The sequence below is a fragment of the Pantoea sp. X-Soil-YNGN-844 genome (assembly GCF_059730595.1).
Genome location: NZ_AP036007.1, coordinates 369,720 through 388,465, shown reverse-complemented (window position 1 = coordinate 388,465; position 18,746 = coordinate 369,720). Strand labels below are relative to the sequence as shown.

At 55.5% G+C, this 18,746-nt stretch carries 15 protein-coding genes and 1 pseudogene; 8 read left to right on the top strand and 8 right to left on the bottom strand.

The features are described from left to right. Positions 1–68: 68 nt before the first annotated feature. On the bottom strand, positions 69–437 hold the full coding sequence (locus AC6I8C_RS01680) for a helix-turn-helix domain-containing protein (RefSeq protein WP_013359828.1): 369 nt from the start codon (positions 435–437) through the stop codon (positions 69–71). A gap of 619 nt (positions 438–1,056) precedes the next feature. Next, on the bottom strand, positions 1,057–1,395 hold the full coding sequence (locus AC6I8C_RS01675) for a hypothetical protein (RefSeq protein ID WP_440829818.1): 339 nt from the start codon (positions 1,393–1,395) through the stop codon (positions 1,057–1,059). Between the two features lie 700 nt (positions 1,396–2,095). Here AC6I8C_RS01675 and AC6I8C_RS01670 point away from each other — a divergent pair. From AC6I8C_RS01670 to AC6I8C_RS01660, 3 genes are all read left to right on the top strand, one after another. Further along, positions 2,096–2,755, top strand: coding sequence for a response regulator (locus AC6I8C_RS01670; RefSeq protein WP_003855687.1), 660 nt, complete (start codon positions 2,096–2,098; stop codon positions 2,753–2,755). Continuing rightward, on the top strand, positions 2,752–4,107 hold the full coding sequence (locus AC6I8C_RS01665; RefSeq protein WP_497821428.1) for a sensor histidine kinase: 1,356 nt from the start codon (positions 2,752–2,754) through the stop codon (positions 4,105–4,107). The genes AC6I8C_RS01670 and AC6I8C_RS01665 overlap by 4 nt, the downstream gene beginning before the upstream one ends. A gap of 277 nt (positions 4,108–4,384) precedes the next feature. Continuing rightward, complete coding sequence (locus tag AC6I8C_RS01660) at positions 4,385–5,251, top strand: nucleoside-specific channel-forming protein Tsx (protein ID WP_497821427.1); 867 nt, start codon at positions 4,385–4,387, stop codon at positions 5,249–5,251. A gap of 123 nt (positions 5,252–5,374) precedes the next feature. Here AC6I8C_RS01660 and yjdN read toward each other — a convergent pair whose 3' ends face one another. Then, positions 5,375–5,812, bottom strand: a complete 438-nt coding sequence (gene yjdN / locus AC6I8C_RS01655; RefSeq protein ID WP_266307335.1) for a VOC family metalloprotein YjdN — start codon at positions 5,810–5,812, stop codon at positions 5,375–5,377. 73 nt (positions 5,813–5,885) lie between these two features. Then, the gene (locus AC6I8C_RS01650; protein WP_497821426.1) at positions 5,886–6,782 is read right to left on the bottom strand and encodes a LysR family transcriptional regulator; all 897 of its coding nucleotides are present in this window, start codon (positions 6,780–6,782) and stop codon (positions 5,886–5,888) included. Between the two features lie 114 nt (positions 6,783–6,896). Here AC6I8C_RS01650 and AC6I8C_RS01645 point away from each other — a divergent pair, with 114 nt between their 5' ends. From AC6I8C_RS01645 to abgT, 3 genes are all read left to right on the top strand, one after another. Then, positions 6,897–8,207: an amidohydrolase gene (locus tag AC6I8C_RS01645; RefSeq protein ID WP_497821425.1), complete on the top strand. Its 1,311-nt coding sequence runs from the start codon at positions 6,897–6,899 to the stop codon at positions 8,205–8,207. Next, the gene (locus tag AC6I8C_RS01640; RefSeq protein WP_497823294.1) at positions 8,207–9,649 is read left to right on the top strand and encodes a M20 family metallopeptidase; all 1,443 of its coding nucleotides are present in this window, start codon (positions 8,207–8,209) and stop codon (positions 9,647–9,649) included. The genes AC6I8C_RS01645 and AC6I8C_RS01640 overlap by 1 nt, the downstream gene beginning before the upstream one ends. A 159-nt stretch (positions 9,650–9,808) precedes the next feature. Then, positions 9,809–11,326: a p-aminobenzoyl-glutamate transporter gene (gene abgT / locus AC6I8C_RS01635; protein ID WP_497821424.1), complete on the top strand. Its 1,518-nt coding sequence runs from the start codon at positions 9,809–9,811 to the stop codon at positions 11,324–11,326. 80 nt (positions 11,327–11,406) lie between these two features. Here the strand turns inward: abgT and nadS are convergent. Further along, positions 11,407–11,526, bottom strand: a pseudogene (gene nadS / locus AC6I8C_RS01630) (NadS family protein); the annotation flags it as partial. 365 nt (positions 11,527–11,891) lie between these two features. Between nadS and AC6I8C_RS01625 the strand changes: the two are divergent. Continuing rightward, positions 11,892–13,301, top strand: a complete 1,410-nt coding sequence (locus tag AC6I8C_RS01625) for an MFS transporter (RefSeq protein WP_497821423.1) — start codon at positions 11,892–11,894, stop codon at positions 13,299–13,301. A gap of 46 nt (positions 13,302–13,347) precedes the next feature. Here the strand turns inward: AC6I8C_RS01625 and AC6I8C_RS01620 are convergent, their stop codons facing one another. From AC6I8C_RS01620 to AC6I8C_RS01610, 3 genes are read right to left on the bottom strand one after another with little or no spacing between them, the layout of a single operon-like run. Next, positions 13,348–14,658 (bottom strand): c-type cytochrome, encoded by a 1,311-nt coding sequence (locus tag AC6I8C_RS01620; protein ID WP_497821422.1) that lies wholly within the window; start codon positions 14,656–14,658, stop codon positions 13,348–13,350. A gap of 10 nt (positions 14,659–14,668) precedes the next feature. Then, the gene (locus tag AC6I8C_RS01615; protein ID WP_497821421.1) at positions 14,669–16,453 is read right to left on the bottom strand and encodes a GMC family oxidoreductase; all 1,785 of its coding nucleotides are present in this window, start codon (positions 16,451–16,453) and stop codon (positions 14,669–14,671) included. A gap of 2 nt (positions 16,454–16,455) precedes the next feature. Continuing rightward, a complete protein-coding gene (locus AC6I8C_RS01610) occupies positions 16,456–17,190 on the bottom strand; it encodes a gluconate 2-dehydrogenase subunit 3 family protein (RefSeq protein WP_497821420.1) in 735 nt (244 codons plus the stop codon). Positions 17,191–17,465: 275 nt separating this feature from the next. Here AC6I8C_RS01610 and sbmA point away from each other — a divergent pair, with 275 nt between their 5' ends. Next, a complete protein-coding gene (gene sbmA / locus AC6I8C_RS01605) occupies positions 17,466–18,710 on the top strand; it encodes a peptide antibiotic transporter SbmA (protein ID WP_010252115.1) in 1,245 nt (414 codons plus the stop codon). Positions 18,711–18,746: the final 36 nt, after the last annotated feature.

Below are 18,746 nucleotides of genomic sequence, written 5' to 3'. Positions count from 1 at the left end.
AGGAGATCGGCGCAGAACGCGGGCTGACCTTCCCGTCTGCATCTGTGACGGGAAGGTCTTATCAGGCATCAGCTGGCCATCGCCAGAGGGAACAGCAGCCGATCCGGCTCGACGCGACGCTGACGGCGCAACTGGCCTGGCGTCATCATAAAGTAGTTTTTAAAGGTGCGGGTATAGGCCTGCTGGGTATCGAAGCCGTAGTTCATCGCTACCTGCAGTATCGCTTCGTTGCTGCTTAGCAGACTGAGTGCAGACTCGGTTAAGCGACGCTGACGGATATATTCTGCCAGTGAAAAGCCGGTGTGCTGGCGAAACAGGCGTTGCAGATGCCAGCGCGAATAGCCCGAGCGGCGTGCCACCTCATCCAGATGCAGATCGTGTCCTAAGTTGTTCTCAATCCAGTCCAGCAAACTCCGAATAAACTCGCGCTGATTCATGGTTCCTCCTGTTGATGCTGATGTGCAGTGGAGTCACTCTACCCGCTAAAATTTATCCCTTAATTAGCAGAAAATTAGCGCAGAATTAGCAAGGGAGAGAATGGGCGAGGCCAGCGGGCTTTGGGGGAATCAATCGTGCGATTGTTGATAAAAAAGAGGCAAAAATAAAAATTTTACGTCAGGGGTGATGAGGGCGATCCGGAGCAGCAGTCTGTACACTATGAGGCGAACCACTGTGTTCAGCATGTGTCACCATTACCACAGTTAAACTCTTTACATTTCACGACAAAATGTATTTCTCGTTTTACTGGTTTAGTTAAATTTAAAGGGGCCTAAGCCCCTTGCGGTATAAAATGGATTTTATCTGAAGCGTCTTATCCTGGGGATCATTGATATTAGAAAACAGATCACTCCTGCTTCGAAAAGAGTAAAAGAAGAACCCAGTCAATAAATTTAACAATACTAATCGCAGTACAAATCATGATTAAGAATTCTGACATTCCCTTGGGCGCAGCATACCAATGTTCAAACATCACGTTAGCCCCACTCAACAATGAGAACGAAATAAGAATTCCGACAAATATTGATATACACCTAATGATATTTTTTTTCATTATAACTACCAGTTACATTCAGAGCCACTGCTGCAATTAGATGAACCACTGCCGCCACCATTTCCATTACCATTGGTGAAACAACCGCCACTGAATGCACCGCCAATCACCCCAACAGCAAGGCCAGGCACTCCCCCCCAAACTCCGGCTATCATTCCACCAATAATTCCGTTATTGCAGGAAATGACGTCAGGATGATTAGGGTTGAATGCTACGCCGCCTGAGTGTCCACTCGATGTACTTCCATGCTGACTTTGTTTAGCTGACGCTCCAGCATAGGCAGGGTCATATGCACCGCTTGCACCTGTAACGAAAAGACATTGATTATTTTCTAAGATTTTCATTTAACAAATTCCTTCTGTTTTTTTATCTTTAGCAATCTCTATTGCCAGCACTTTTATATCAATTGAGCTTTTTATGAGCAACTACTTATTATCCTTAATGAAATTTAGAAAAAAACAATTAATATCAAATAGATTCACGGATATAAAAGGTTTTTTTGAGTTCCTTCCTGTCTAATTACCTTGCCAGAATATTAATATTTATGTGCTTTTGTGACATCGAGCACAATTCGTTCGCAGAGTTAATTTTCATTGCATAGTTTTAACATTTTTGCGCTGAGTTTGATTATCGAAAACTAAGTCCGTATTTAATAAAAATCATTTTAATGTAATTGTGTCATTAAATAACTCCTGCAGATTCTGGATAGTGTTTACTTAATAATGAAAACATCAAAATTTCATCCTGAAACATGTGGTTTTGCCCTCGTTTAATTTGGTAAATGCGGGTAGGGTTCTGATTGAGCACTGTAGATGCAGCCAACGCCGCCACAGTGCCAGGTATGAAGACTGCAATCCGCCAGAATAATTCGTGCTGTGCCAGGGCGGCCAGACGCAGCCGTCCCAGAGAGCTGACAAAAGTCAGTGACCTGGACGGTAAGTCGCAGCCAACGCCGCCACAGCACGAAGTATGACGGCGGAAGGATAATTCTGGCCTAACAATTGGTGAGTAAACTCTCTCTTATCTTTATGAAGGAGATCAGCCATGCGCGTGTTACTGGTTGAAGATGATGAAATGATCGGCGCGAACCTGCAACAGGCACTGCAGGGCGCGGGCTGGTCAGTAGATTGGGTGCGCGATGGCGTTTATGCCCAGAATGCCTGGAGCGAAGGCGGCTACAGCTGCGTGCTGCTCGATCTCGGCTTACCGCGCGATGACGGTCTGCAGGTTCTGCGCCGGGCGCGCGGGCGCGGCGACGCGACGCCGGTGCTGATTCTTACCGCACGCGACACCGTGGCGCAGCGGATACAGGGACTCGACAGCGGTGCGGACGACTACCTGCTTAAACCGTTCGATCTCCAGGAAGTCATGGCCCGGATGCGTGCCATTACGCGACGCAGCCACGGCGCAGCAGACTCGGTGCTGGGCAGCGGCGATGTCCAGCTGGATATGATGACCCGCGAGGTACTCTACAAAGGCCAGCGCGAGCAGCTGACGGCGCGGGAATATGCCCTGCTCTACGCGCTGCTGGAGCGGCCGGGCGCTATTCTGTCGCGCGAACAGCTGGAAAACCGTATCTACGGCTGGGGCGATGAGGTCAGCAGCAATGCAGTAGATGTGCTGATCCACGGCATGCGTCGCAAGCTCGACAACGACGTGATCCGTAACGTGCGCGGGCTGGGCTGGCGGGTTCCGGCAATATGAAACCTTTCCGCTTTATGCGCTCACTGCGCAACAAACTTCTCTCTACGCTGCTGGTTATTCACCTGCTGATGATCGGCGGCGTCACATGGTATTTCTTCAGCTGTTACGGCGATATGGTCGGTACCATGAAGGACGATCAGCTGGCAAAAATCGCTGATGCCTGGTCCACTAATAAACAGATGCCCGCCCTGATGCCGATGCTCATTGCGCCGGACAAAGCAAAAAGCGCCTTTGTGGTTCAGCTCTGGGACGATCAGGGCCAGTTGCGGGCCAGCTCATGGCCGGAGTTACAGGCTCCGCTGCAAAATCAGCGCGGATATCACGATGTGCATGTGGGTCAGTGCGACGACTGTGAATGGCGTATTTTTACCCGGCCAGGCATGCCCGGCAGTGAGATTAAAACCATCCAGGTGATGCACAACCTCAGCTACATGAAAGCCTCGATGGTTAAGCGGGCGCTGTCGGCGATCATTCCGATGATCCTGATGATGCCACTGTCGCTGCTGGTGATCTGGCTGGTAGTGCGCAAGATCACGCGCGATCTGCAGGTCGCTTCACGTCAGATTGCGGCACAGGAAACTCATCATCCACACAATGTCTCACCGGAGGGCTTACCGGATGAGATCCTGCCGCTGGTAGCCGCTTACAACTCGCTGCTGAGTAAGCTGCGTGACGCCTGGTCGTCGCAGCGTCAGTTCCTGGAAGATGCCGCCCATGAGCTGCGTACGCCGGTAACAGCGGTGACGTTACAGCTGGAAAACCTGCGTCAGCATATTCAGCCGGGTGAAGCGAGCCGTCAGTTCAGCCAGCTGGAAGCGGGCGTCACGCGCACCCGTCACCTGGTCACGCAGTTACTCAATGTCTCACGTCAGGATGACCAGAGCGTGGTGTCCAGCGTGGAGCATATCGAACTGGAAAATCTGCTGAAAGAGAGTATTGAGCAGCTGATGGTGGTGGCGGATAAGCGCGGCATCGATATCGGCTTTAATGGCTCCACGCAGTATCGCCTGCAGGCCAGCCGTTCCGAATTGCGCAGCCTGTTCGACAACCTGATTGGTAACGCTATGTTGCACACGCCGGAAGGCAGCCTGGTTGATGTGCTGCTGCATCGGGTCGCGGGCAAAACGGTGGTCGATATTGTCGATAACGGACCGGGCATGCCGGAATCCTTTATCGAACGCGCGTTCGACCGTTTTACCCGTTCGCCTGACGTCAAAGCCCAGGGCAGCGGGCTGGGACTCTCCATTGTGCGTAATGTCGCAGAGAAACATCAGATACATGTCGCCCTTTCCAATTGCCTGACACCACAGGGTGCTGTTTGTGGTTTGCAGGTTCGCGTCACCTTTCCCTGATCCCGCGCGTTTGATCACGAACCAGACAACGTAAACGGTTGCCTGGTTCCGTTCGATCCTGGTCATTATTGTGAAGTGCATCACATTTTAGCGGAATTGTAATGCAACACTTTTTGACAAACGTGAGCAAAATCTATTTTCTATCGATCTGTTACAGGCACGCTACGCGGGCTGAAGAACTGGCTGTTTTTTGCTGAATACCTCACTCCCCTCCAGGGACCGACTTCTCTCTGACTGCGTCTGCTGTGCGGCGGTCAAAAGCATGTGGCTGATGATAATGAAATTTAAAACGTTGATAGCAGGTGCCGTGCTGGCATGTTCATTGAGTGGTGCTGCGCAGGCTGCTGAAAGCGATCCGCAGTACCTCTCCGACTGGTGGCATCAGAGCGTTAACGTGGTAGGCAGCTACCACACGCGTTTCGGACCGCAGTTTAACAACGACGTTTATCTGGAATATGAAGCGTTTGCGAAGAAAGACTGGTTCGATTTCTACGGCTATCTGGACGTGCCTAACTTCTTCGGCGTGGGCAACAGCAATGCCAACGGCGTCTTCGACCACGGTTCACCGATGTTTATGGAGATTGAGCCGCGCTTCTCTATCGACAAACTGACCGGCACCAGCCTGGCCTTTGGTCCGTTCAAAGAGTGGTATTTCGCTAACAACTACATCTACGACATGGGCCGCAACAGCGATAACCGCCAGAACACCTGGTATATGGGTCTGGGCACCGATATCGATACGCACAGCGATGTCGGCCTGTCGCTGAACGTCTATGCCAAATATCAGTGGGAAAACTATGGCGCGGCGAACGAAAACAGCTGGGATGGCTATCGCTTCAAGGTGAAATACTTCGTGCCTATCACCCAGCTGTGGGGCGGTAATCTGGGCTATGTGGGCTTCACCAACTTCGACTGGGGTTCCGATCTCAACGAGAAAGGCGGTTCATCACGCACCAGCAACTCCATCGCCTCCAGCCACATTCTGTCACTGGGTTACGATCACTGGCACTTCTCTGCGGTGGCACGTTACTTCCACAACGGCGGACAGTGGGCGGATGGTCAGGAGCTGAACTTCGGCAAAGGCCCGTTTGAAGTGAAATCGACTGGCTGGGGTTACTACCTGGTAGCGGGTTACAACTTCTGATAAAGATAACGGGCGGCTGAAAAAAACGCCCGTCACGCAGGAAAGCTGGCCTGGAGCGTTATCTCCTCCAGGCCAGCTTTTGAGAGGCAGTGTTAGCAACTCAGTCCTGCATCTTATCTTCGGTTATTCCTGTGGCTTCTCAACGTTAATGCGCCACGGGATGTTGAACTTATCGATAAACATCGCGAATCCGTTCGACCAGAACGTCTCCTGCCACTCCGTTGTCACCTTCCCGCCTGCCGACAATTTCTCAAACCAGGCTTTCCCCTCTTCGACATCATTGGTAGAAAGACTGACCGCGTAACCGGCATGTTCAGACGCGGGCGGCTGCTCGGTGTTGCCGTCGCTGAGCATTAGCTCACCGTCACCGATACGCAGCTGGGCATGCATGATCTTTTCTGGCGGCTGCGGTGCAGCAGACTGATCGCCGACCTGCTCACCCTGATCCGGCATATCACCAAATTTCATTTTAGAGAGCAGCTCTCCCCCGGTCGCCTGCAGGTAAAAGTCGATAGCCTCTTCACAACGGCCATAGAGAAACAGATAAGGACTGACTTGCATCGTAACCTCTATTTGTCGGGTGGATTTTTTACAGTACCCCTATAGTGTAGACGATCGACTTTACTCCCTGAATTTACTGGCAATAACGCCGAAAGAGTTGCGCCATATAACTGCTCATCGGCGTCAGCGCGGTGTCTTTGCGCTGGATCAGATAGAAGATGGCTTTCGGCAAGGGCTCGTCGAGCGTCAGCGCCACCAGCGACCGTCCCAGAATGGGATCGTCAATCACGTCGACCGACAGAATACTGATGAAATCGCTTTGCGCCACCAGGCTCGTGCAGGCCATAAAGGTTTCACAGGTCACCACGATTTTGGGTGCCATGCCGCGCTCGCCAAACAAATCGTGCAGCAGCCGGTAGTAACTCCCTTTTGGCGTTGGCATCGTCCAGTCCGCCTGCTGTAACGCCGCCAGAGAACGGGCCTTTTCCAGCGGGTGGCCTTTGCGCACCACCACTTTGTACTCGCGCTCCATCACCCGTTCATACATCAGCTCCTGATCGAGATGGCTCTGATCGTAAGTATTGATGGTGAAATCGAGCGCCCCCTGACGCAGTTCGTGCACCATCGACACCAGCTGTCCTTCGACAATGCGTACCTTAACCAGCGGGTATTCGCGATGAAACTGGTTTATCACCTGCGGCATGATGGTGCGTGCCACGCTGCCCCCCACGCCGATGTTTACCTGACCGCCACCCAGTCCCAGCCGCTGCTGGATATCTTCTTCTGCGACCCGCAGCTCTGCCAGCACCAGGCTGGCATGACGAAAAAAGTTATCACCGATATCGGTTAACACTACGCCCTGCTGACGGCGGATAAACAACTTTGCGCCCAGCTCTCGCTCCAGTTCCTGAATCGCTTTGGTTAACGCCGGTTGCGACAGCCCGGACAGCCGGCTTGCCGCCCGGATACTGCCCTGTCTTGCCACGTCAGTGAAGGCGCGCAGCTGATGAAGTTTGAGATTGGCAGACATAGTTTTGCGATAACCGTTGTTTATCAGTCACAAGATATTCGCATCTTATGCCGCCCAGTACCATTGTGTAGATTCGACGCAGTGCATAAAAAATCAACAATGAGGAGAGAGCCGATGAAATCCCTTTCAGACCGCATCAGCGCCCTGCTGCCACAGCTGCAACAGTGGCGTCGCGACTTCCATCACTACGCCGAATCGGGCTGGCTGGAGTTCCGCACCGCGACGTTAGTCGCAGAAGAACTGCATAAGCTCGGTTATCAACTGAAGCTGGGCCGTGAGGTCGTAGATGCCGATGCGCGGATGGGCTTGCCCGACGAAGCCATACTGAAGCAGCAGGAGGCGCGTGCGTTGCAACAGGGCGCGCTGCCGCAGTGGATCAGTCACTTCTCCGGTGGATTCTGCGGCATCGTGGCGACGCTTGAGACCGGCCGTCCCGGTCCGGTGATGGGCTTCCGGGTCGATATGGATGCACTGGATCTCAATGAAAGCCAGGCAGCCGATCATCTGCCGCAGCGCGAAGGGTTTGCCTCCTGTAACGCCGGGATGATGCACGCCTGCGGCCACGATGGTCATACCACCATTGGGCTGGGCCTCGCCTCAGTGCTGATGGCGATGAAAGATCAGCTCAGCGGCACGATTAAACTGATCTTCCAGCCCGCCGAAGAGGGCGTGCGCGGCGCAAAAGCGATGGTCGCCGCGGGCGTGGTCGATGACGTTGATCGTTTCACCGCAATTCACATCGGTACAGGCGTGCCGGCAGGTGAAGTGGTGTGCGGCAGCGACAGCTTCCTGGCTACCACCAAGCTGGATGTTCACTTTACCGGCGTCGGTGCCCATGCGGGCGGTCGCCCTGAAGAGGGTCGCAATGCTCTGCTGGCCGCCGCACAAGCGACGCTGGCGCTGCATGGCTTAACCCAGCACAGCGGCGGCGTGGCGCGGGTCAACGTGGGCGTTTTGCAGGCGGGAACCGGACGCAACGTGGTAGCCGACTGCGCCCTGCTGAAAGTCGAAACCCGTGGCGTGACCAATCAGGTTAATGACGATATTTATCAGCAGGCGCTGCGGGTGATTGCCGGTGCGGCGGCGATGTATGGCGTTGAGCAGCGGGTCTCGCTGATGGGGGCCGCGCGCAGCTGTACCCCGACGCAGCCGTGGGTCGACTTCATCCACCAGCAGGCGGACGCACTCGGTATGTTCGACTCGGTCGTCGATCGTAAAGCGCAGGCAGCAGGTTCGGAAGATGCGACCTACATGATGGAGCGGGTAAAACAGCGCGGCGGCCAGGCCTCTTACGTTATTTTCGGCTGTGCGCTGGCGGCGGGTCACCACAATGCGAAATTCGACTTTAATGAGCGGGTGATGCCGGACGCCATCACGCTGCTGGCAACCCTGGCGCTGAACCAGGCGCAGTTTGGGGGCTCATGATGATAGAAGACTTTATTGCCGACTATATCAATCGTCATCAGCTTCGTTTCAGCACGCTCAGCGACGCCATCTGGGACACGCCTGAGACCCGCTTCGCCGAGACCCGTTCCTCTGCTCTGCTGGCTGATGCGCTGCAGGAAGAGGATTTCACAGTAGAGCGCGGCGTGGGGGGCATCGACACCGCCTTTATCGCCAGCACGGGCAGCGGCAGGCCGGTGATTGCCATCCTCGGCGAGTTTGATGCGCTGGCCGGTCTGAGCCAGCAGTCGGGCTGCGCCCGGCCACAACCGCTGGAAGCCAACGGCAACGGCCATGGCTGCGGTCACAACCTGCTCGGTACGGCAGGTGTTGCTGCAGCCTGCGCCGTGAAAGCGTGGATGGAACAGCATCACACGGGCGGCACGGTTCGCTTTTATGGCTGTCCTGGCGAAGAGGGCGGCTCGGGCAAAACCTTTATGGTGCGCGAAGGGCTGTTTGACGACGTCGATGCCGCCGTGACCTGGCATCCTGAAGGTTTCAGCGGGATGTTTAATCTGCGGACGCTTGCCAATATACAGGCTGCCTTCAGCTTCAAAGGTGTCGCCGCTCACGCCGCCAACTCACCCCATCTAGGCCGCAGCGCACTGGATGCCGTCACGCTGATGAATACCGGGGCCAACTTCCTGCGCGAGCATATCGTGCAGGAGGCGCGTCTGCATTACGCCATCACCAACAGCGGCGGCGTCTCACCGAATGTGGTGCAGGCCGATGCAGAAGTGCTCTACCTGATTCGCGCCCCGGAACTGCCTCAGGCGCAGGCGATCTATGAGAGAGTCATCAATATCGCCAGGGGCGCAGCGCTGATGACCGATACCACGCTGACCGTGCGTTTTGACAAAGCCTGTTCGGACTACGTGCCTAACCGCGCGCTGGAAGCGGTGATGGAGCGTTATTTGCATCAGTTTGGTTTGCCCGACTACAGCGACGAAGAGCGCGCGTTTGCGGCCGAACTGCGTGCCACCCTGACCGATGACGATCTGCGCAATGCCCGGCTCAATGTCGCCCGCACTGGTGGCGAAGCCGGTCATGCCTGGGCTGAACAGCTGGGCGATAAGCTGTTTATGGATGAGGTCGCGCCCTATGCGGTCACGCGCGAGCTGCTCTACGGCTCCACCGATGTCGGCGATGTCAGCTGGGTGACGCCGACCGCACAGTGCTTTGCGCCCTGCTTTACCTTCGGTACACCGCTGCACACCTGGCAACTGGTGGCGCAGGGTCGCACCAGTATCGGGCATAAGGGGATGTTTCTGGCGGGCAAAGTGATGGCGGCCACGGTGTTAACGCTGTTAACAGAACCGCAGGCACTGGCTGGCTGCAGGGCCGAGTTCGAACGGGTACGTGGCGCGCAGCCTTATATCTGTCCGATCCCGGCGGGGATCACACCCACAAAACTGGCCGAATGAGCCAACGGCCGTGTCTCTGACGCGGACCATTATAAAAATATTGCAAACACTTCCCTGATTCAGCGGAGCCGGAACTGAACTCACCGTCTGTCGTCTACCACGACCGGCGTCAGATCGGACCTCCGCCGATAAGGGGAATACAAGACGAGAACCAATACCATGGAAGCAACCTCCGGGAACCGCAGCCCTGGCCGGCTTTTCAGCTGGATCGAGCGCGTGGGCAATAAAGTGCCCAACCCTTTTTTACTGTTTGTCTATTTGATTGTTGTTCTGATGGTGGCGACCGCCGTTATCAGCGCGCTGGACCTGGCGGTAAAAAACCCCAGCAACGGCGAACTTGTCCGGGTGAACAACCTGCTGAGCGTTGCAGGCATTCAGTGGATACTGCCCAATATCATTAAGAACTTCAGCAGCTTTACCCCACTGGGATCGATTCTGGCGCTGGTGATTGGTGCCGGACTGGCAGAAAAGGTCGGCCTGTTACAGTCGCTGATGGTAAAGATGGCATCGCGCGTCAGCCGCCGCTATGCCAGCTACATGGTTCTGTTTATCGCCTTCTTCAGCCATATCTCCTCGGATGCCGCGCTGGTAGTGATGCCGCCGTTGGGGGCGCTGATCTTCCTGGCGGTAGGGCGTCATCCGGTGGCGGGCCTGCTGGCCGCGATTGCCGGTGTGGCTTCTGGCTTTACCGCCAACCTGCTGATTGTCACCACCGATGTGCTGCTCTCGGGGATCAGCACCGAGGCGGCTAAAGCGGTCAGCGACACAGTGCACGTCAGCGTCATCGATAACTGGTTCTTTATGGCTACCTCGGTGATTGTACTGACGATTGTGGGTGCGCTGCTGACCGACAAATTTGTCGAGCCGCGCCTGCCAGAGTGGCAGGGCAATGGTGAGAAGCTGGCGGCACTGACGCCGCTGGAGAACCGCGGCCTGCGGGCCGCCGGGATCGCCGCATTACTGTTTATCGCCGTGATGGCGCTGCTGGTGGTGCCGGAAAATGCGCCGCTGCGTAACCCCGCTACCGGCGCCATTATTCCCTCGCCGTTTATTCAGGGCATCGTACCGATCATCATTCTGTTCTTCTTTGTGGTCGCCATTGCTTACGGCGTGGTCACCCGGCAGATCCGCCGTCCGGATGATATCCCGCAGCTGCTGGTCGATCCGATGAAGGGCATGGCGGGCTTTATCGTGATGGTCTTTCCGCTCTCGCAGTTCGTGGCGTTCTTTAACTGGAGCAACATGGGCAAGTTCATGGCAATCGGGCTGACCGACGTGCTGGAGAGCGCAGGCGTCAGCGGTGCGCCCGCGTTTCTCGGCCTGATGTTCCTGTCGGCGTTTCTCTGCATGTTTATCGCCAGCGGCTCAGCAATCTGGTCGATTCTCGCCCCGGTCTTCGTGCCGATGTTTATGCTGCTCGGCTTCCATCCCGCCTTTGCCCAGATGATTTTCCGCATCGCCGACTCCGCCGTGCTGCCGCTGGCACCGATGTCGCCGTTTCTGCCGCTGTTCCTGGCCTTTTTGCAGCGCTACCAGAAAGATGCGCAGCTCGGGACCTATTACGTGCTGATCTTCCCCTATCCGCTGGTGTTCTTTATCAGCTGGATAGCACTGCTGGTCGCCTGGTACTGGCTGGGACTGCCGATTGGACCCGGCGTCTGGCCGCAACTGCCTTAAAGTAACGTGCCACCGATGCGGGCATTATCGGTGGCGCTTTCTCTCTTTTCCGGCTGGGGGATATCGGGGCGTGAGTTGAGTGCCCCGATAGTCTTCACATCGGCCACCGCATAGTGGGTAACACGACCAGGCACCCGGACGCCGCTTTTGATCTCAACAGCTTCTTCCAGCGATGCTTTCAGCTCGTTAAAAAAACTCACGTTAACCTCATCTTTCTGTAATTGGGTCTGCTTCTTCAGCTCAGCTTTTTCCGCGTCCGTGAAGAAGGTGTCACAAAGCGGGCCTATGCTAACGCAGGAACGTCATTTGCCTCCATGCGGGCCTGCAATCGTGTGACCGAAATGAGAGACAGCGCTGAGTTTGCAGGCAGATGCTGGCCTGGCCGCCGCTGTCGGGGTGCCCGCCACGAATGGCAAAACCTGCAATGTATCTTGCTAAATCGTCAGCAACGACGCTCTCGGCATTGGCAGATGAATTGATTATTCTGCTATCTCTTCGCTTGCTAACGGTATAAGCCTCTGACCGGCTGCGAGTCGTGTCCACACTGCCTGAGGTTCACGCTGATATGACCACCACTTCTACCAGCCTGCCGCCGATGCACGCTTTATCGGCGGCCCGTAACAGCTTAGCCGCACGCGTTGATGCGCTGCCCTCCTCTGCCGGATTATGGCGCTTTATCACGCTGCTGGCGCTGGGCGGTTTTTTTGAACTGTATGACCTGTTTGAAACCGGGTATATCAGCACCGGCCTGCTGTCGGCGGGCGTATTTCACACGGGCGCGGCGGGCGTGCTGGGTTTCTCCGATCAGGCGGCATTCGCCTCGGCCACCTTCCTGGGTCTGTTTTTCGGTGCCAGCCTGCTCGCCCCCTACGCTGACCGCTTTGGCCGCCGCCTGACCTTTATGTGCGCGCTGCTCTGGTACGGGCTGTTTTCACTGCTGATGGCGTTCCAGCAGAGCGCGGAGATGATCATTCTGTTCCGCTTTCTGGTAGGGATCGGGCTGGGCGTCGAGCTGGTGACCATCGATACTTATCTGTCGGAATGGGTGCCGAGCCATCTGCGCAGCCGCGCTTTTGCCTTCTCCTTTTTCGTGCAATTTTTGTCGGTGCCTGCGGTGGCGCTGATGTCCTGGTGGCTGATTCCGCAAACGCTGTTCAGTCTGGAAGGCTGGCGCTGGGTAGTGATCGCGGGCGCGGTCTGTTCGCTGGTGATCTGGCTGGTGCGCAGAAATCTGCCGGAGTCGGCGCGCTGGCTGGCGCAGCAGGGTCGTCATCAGGAAGCGAATCAGGTGTTGTCCGCGATGGAGCAGCGCTGTGGCATCTCGCCCGGTCCTGCTGTTCAGGCCGATGACGCGGCGGCGCAGCTGCCAAAACAGGGGCGTTTCAGTGAGATCTGGTCACCCGCTTACCGCAAGCGCACCCTGATGCTGGTAGTGATGAACTTCTTCCAGGCGATTGGCTTTTTCGGCTTTGGTAACTGGCTGCCTGCACTGCTGTCAGGACGTGGTGCCACGGTGACGCACAGCCTGCTCTATGCTTTCTTCATCACACTGGCCTATCCGCTGGGATCGCTGATCTGCAGCCGCTACGCTGATAAAATGGAGAATAAGTGGCAGATCGTCCTGTCGTCGCTGATGACGGTGGTGTTCGGTACGCTCTTTGCCTTCCAGACGCAGCCGGTATTGCTGATTATGTGCGGCTTCCTGATCACCTGGTCAAATGCCTGGCTGACCTTCAGCTTCCACGCTTATCAGACCGAGATCTTCCCCACCCACATTCGGGCGCGGGCGGTCGGCTTCTGCTACTCCTTCAGCCGTCTCTCAACGGTCTTCAGCAGTATTCTCATCGGGGTGATATTGCAGTACGCCGGAACGCCAGGTGTGATTACCTTTATCGTGCTGAGCATGGTGATGGTGATACTGTCAGTAGGGATTTACGGGCCAAAAACGCGCGGAATCGATCTGGAGAATATTTAAAAGAAAAGGCCGTCATCCTGATGATGACGGCCTCTATTACTGCCGGTTATTTGCCTTCCAGTACGTTGATATCTGCACTGCCCAGCCGATCTTTCTCATCTTTACGCAGCGCCGCGACCTGTTTCGCGCTGACCTGCTCTGTCGCCTTGTTGCCCCAGCTGTTACGCACGAAGTTCACGACGTCCGCCACCTGCTGATCATTCAGACGCCAGCCGAATGCCGGCATGGTAATGGTCGACGGCGCGCCATTGACGCCAGGCAACTGTCCGCCCACCAGCACGATATGGATCAGTGAGGTCGGGTCATCCGCCAAGATGACCGGATTGCCGCGCAGCGCCGGATAGAAGCGTTTATAGCCGCTGCCATCGGTTTTATGGCACGCCGCACAGCTGTCGACGTAGGTCGCTGCACCGGTCTGGCTGTCATCGCCACGCCACAGCGCTTTTGCCGTGGCATCATCCACGCTGAATCCCGCCTGATGCGGGTCTTTTGCGCCCAGTGACTTCAGATAACGTGCAATGGCGGTGATATCGGCTTCGCTCAGATGCTGCAGACTGTGTTCCACCACGTCGGTCATGCCACCGAACGCAGCGGTCTGATCGTTGCGGCCATAACGCAGGAACTGACGCAGGTCCTCTTCGCTCCAGCGACCCAGCCCGTCACGGTTGTCACCGCGCAGATTACTGGCAGTCCAGCCATCAATGGGTGCGCTGCTGCCCGCCAGATAGTCGTTGCCCTCCTCGTTGGTCAGCGCCTTCTCCTGCATGGTAATGCTGCGCGGCGTGTGACAGGCCCCGCAGTGTCCCAATCCTTCAACCAGATAACGACCCCGTGCCAGCACCGGATCTTCCTGAGCGGCAGGCTGGAAGGCTTTTACATCGGGCGCAAAAATTCCGCGCCAGATCGCCAGCGGCCAGCGCATCGACAGCGGCCAGGGAATGTCGCTCTCCCGGTTGGGCTGGCCGACAGGCGCAACGCCATGCATGAAGTAAGCGTAAAGCGCCTTCATGTCCTCATCGCTGACCACCGCGTAGGAGGGGAATGGCATTGCCGGATAGAGCGTATCGCCATTTTTCGCCACGCCGTGACGCACCGCTTTCTGGAAGTCGTCGTAGCTGTATTCGCCAATGCCGGTGTCGCGATCGGGCGTGATGTTGGTGGAGTAGATGGTGCCAATCGGTGTCGCCATCGGCAGACCACCGGCAAACACCGCGCCGCCTTTGCTGGTGTGGCAGGCCACACAGTCACCGGCGCGCGCCAGATATTCACCCCGTTTAACCAGATCGTCCTGACTGCTGTCCGCCAGGGCGGCGAACGACAGGGAGCCGAGAATCAGAGCCAGAATGCCATTTTTCATCGCCATCTCCTTATGCCTGCACCAGTGGGCCGGGGTTTTTCAGGTAGTGTTCGCGAATCGCTTTGGCTGACCAGTAGGTCAGTGCCGCCACCATGCCGGTCGGGTTATAACCCAGTCCCTGCGGGAAGGCGGATGCGCCTGGTACAAACACATTTGGCACGTCCCAGCTTTGCAGATAACGGTTCACCGCACTGGTTTTAGGATCGTTTCCCATGATCGCCCCGCCACTGATGTGGGTGGTCTGATACACCGTCGAGTCAAAATGGGTGCCCGGCTTTTTCGCGCCGCCGATGAGCATCTTCGGATTCATCGCTTCCGCGATATTGCGCATCTTTCCGACCATAAACTGCGCCATTTTGATGTCGTTATCCTGCCAGTCAAAGGTCATGCGCAGCAGCGGCTGCCCATAGGCATCTTTGTAGTTGGGATCGAGATCGAGGTAGTTGGCGCGATAGGACTGATGTGCACCGTGCGCATCCATCGACAGATGGTGGGTGTAGGTATCCGCCACCGCCGCTTTCCATTTGCTGCCCCAGTTAGGTGTACCCGCTGGCACCGGCAGGCCAGAGATCGGTTTAGTGCCCGCCTGGTTAACCCAGAATGGCGAACCGCCGACAAAGCCCAGCGGTCCGTGGTCGAAGTTGTCTGCGTTGAAATCATCAACCGCTACGCCCGCACCACCCGCGCCGATAAACGGATTAGTGGTCGTGTTTTTGTCAAACAACGCCTTGAGGGTTGAGAGATTCTGATAGGCGAAGTTGCGGCCTACGGTGCCTTCGTTGGTGATCGGGTTGTAGGGTTTACCAATGCCTGACAGCAGCATCAGATGCACATTGTGGAACTGGAAAGCGGAAAGGATCACCAGATCAGCAGGCTGAACCTGCTCACGACCCTGACCATCCACATAGGTCACGCCAGTTGCGCGCGTTTTGTCATCGCTGAGATTGACCCGCAGTACATAAGAATTGTTCCGCAGCTCAAACTTCGGCTCCTGACGCAGCGCGGGCAGGATGTTGACGTTAGGCGACGCTTTGGAATACATGTAACAGGCGTAGCCGCTGCAGTAACCGCAGAAATTGCACGGCCCCATCTGCGCGCCATAGGTGTTGGTGTAAGGACCCGAAGTATTGGCGGACGGCAGATCGTAAGGGTGATAACCAACCGACTCGGCCGCCTGAGCAAACAGCTGTGACGAATAGGTGCGCTTCTGCGCGGGCAGCGGGAAGTTATCGGAGCGATCCGGCGCAAACGGGTTGCCGCCTTTATCTTTGCCGACCACTTTCCCCTTGATGCTCCAGGCGCTGCCGGAGGTGCCAAAGACTTTTTCTGCTTTGTCGAAAAACGGCTCCAGCTCATCGTAGCTGACGCCAAAATCCTGAATCGTCATGCCTTCCGGGATGAAGTTCTTGCCGTAGCGCTCTTCGTAATGGCTGCGCATCCGCAGTTCAACCGGATCGACACGAAAATGGACGCCGGACCAGTGCAGGCCCGCGCCGCCAGTACCGGTGCCGGGCAGAAACGCCGCCAGCTGGCGATAGGGAACGGCCGTCTGCGAAGCGTCATGACGAATGGTCACGGTGCTTTTCGACAGATCCTGGAACAGCTTTTTGCGGATGTTATAGGTCAGCTCATCAATTGACTGCGGATAAGAGCCATCAGGATAGGTGTCGCGATGCGGTCCGCGCTCCAGCGCCAGCACGTTAAGGCCCGCTTCGGTCAGCTCTTTCGCCATAATTGCGCCTGCCCAGCCGAAGCCGACAATCACCGCATCCACTTTTTTCATTTCGTTAGCCATACTTAGCTTCTCTCCCCGCGAATCGACACTGACGGGAACGGATACCGTTCGCCGCGCTCTACCCAGTCCATAAAGTCGGCGCGTGCGCCAGGGAAGTTGATCAGTTTCCAGCCGACCATGCCCTGATTTCCGCCGTGGATGGGATCGCTGAAGAAGCCTTCGCGGGTGTTCTGCAGCAGGAAACTGAAGAAGACTTTTGATGGCAGCTGACTGAATTCAGCGCTGCCACTTTCCATTGCCTGCAACAGGGCATCCTGCTGCTCGCCACTGATCTGGGCGAACACCTTGCCGTGCTGCTTTTTACTGTAGCTGTCGGCATCGGCCAGCCCGAGACGATAGATCTGCTGAGGTACCAGCGGCAGCTGATAGCCCAGCTCTTTCGGCAGATCGGCATTAAACGGCCCCTGCATATACCAGTTCGAACCCGTGGCATACGGCGTGTTCATCTGACGATCGATAAACTCCGGCACGCCGGCTTCCAGCGCACCCGGCCCGCGTTCATCGCTGGGGATCAGGCGAGCTACGGCGGCAGTAATAAAGGCAAACTCTTCGGCGGTAAACCAGGCTGGCTGGTAGTCACGCGCCTGCTGTGGACCCGCTGGGGTTTCAGCCGCCTGCGCAGCGAGCGGCAGGGAGAGCGCGCCCATCGCTGTGGAACCTACCGCCATTGCAGGCGCAAGGGTAATCGTCTTCAGCAAAAAATCCCTGCGTGAATGACCTTTTTTTTGTTCTGACATGACATTGCCTCATTCCCGCTATCGTGAGCGGTATGAAAAAGTAGAGGGTTGCGTTGTAATGGTTTTTATAAGCAAATTCAGGGTGACAGATTTTTGTTACCGGTAACAAAGCACCATATTGTAACACTGCCATTCACAAAGATTTAGTTCCACGAAACAAAACCGCACAATTTCATTAACATCTATCACCGTCCTGTCATGAGCAGAAACAACAGACTACAGACAGCGACCCGCCAAAAACGTTATAACAGGCAACACACAACAGCGGAGTGCCTATGTTTAAGTCTTTTTTTCCGCGGCCAGCGCTGTTTTTCAGCTCTGCGGCTGTCTGGAGCTTAGTAGCGATTTTTGCCTGGTTCGGCTTTGCCAGCGATTTGCCTGCTCATTTTTGGCCTGCTTTTCAGGCTGCGATAAAGCAGCCTTTGCCTACAACAGTGATGCGCTTCATTGCACCAGGTGAGTTATGGTTTTATGCCTATTACTGGATAATGGTTGCCCTGTTCGCACTAGCCTGGCGAGTGATTGATAACCATCCCTGGCAGCGTTGGTCAGTGTGGGGCTCTGCGCTAATTATTTTTGTTACCTGGTTTGGGGTTCAGGTCGGCGTAGCAATTAACGCCTGGTATCAACCCTTTTACGACTTGATCCAAAAGGCAATAACAAAAGCCGGTTCTGTATCAATTAGCCAGCTCTATTCTGAAATTGTGGGCGTAGCAGGCATTGTTATGGTTGCTGTGACTATTGGCGTAATAAATGCCTTTTTTATTAGCCACTGGGTATTCCGCTGGCGTACCGCGATGAATAATTATTATATGCACCACTGGCAGCGATTACGTCATATTGAAGGCGCAGCGCAGCGTGTGCAGGAAGATACGATGCGCTTTGCTCTCACACTGGAGGGATGGGGAGTCAGTTTCATACAGGCTATCATGACGCTCATCGCTTTTTTGCCAGTACTGGTTCAGCTGTCACACCATGTAAAAAGCGTACCGATTCTTGGCGCCATACCTTATGCATTGGTCATTGCCGCCGTTGTCTGGTCTGTACTGGGAACAGGACTGTTAGCAGTAGTCGGATTAAAATTACCAGGCCTGGAGTTTCGTAACCAGCGAGTAGAAGCAGCTTATCGTAAAGAACTGGTTTACGGCGAAGACAATGCTGACCGCGCTACACCGCCGACGGTAAGAGTGCTTTTTGACAACGTCAGACTGAATTACTTTCGTCTCTATTTTCATTATCTGTACTTCAATATCGCCAGAATGTTCTATTTACAGATAGATAATCTCTTTGGCCTGGTCATGTTGTTCCCATCAATCGCCGCAGGAACGATAACACTGGGTCTGCTCAATCAAATTAGCAACGTGTTCGATCAGGTTCGCGGTTCTTTCCAGTATCTGATCACCTCGTGGTCAACGCTGGTTGAACTGATGTCGATTTACAAGCGTCTGCGCAGCTTTGAGCAGATTCTGGATGATGTTCCGCACGATGAGATGATGCGCGAAGCGTCGGAAGAGGTGTAACGACTTAAGAATGGCGGCACGGATCGATTGCCACCC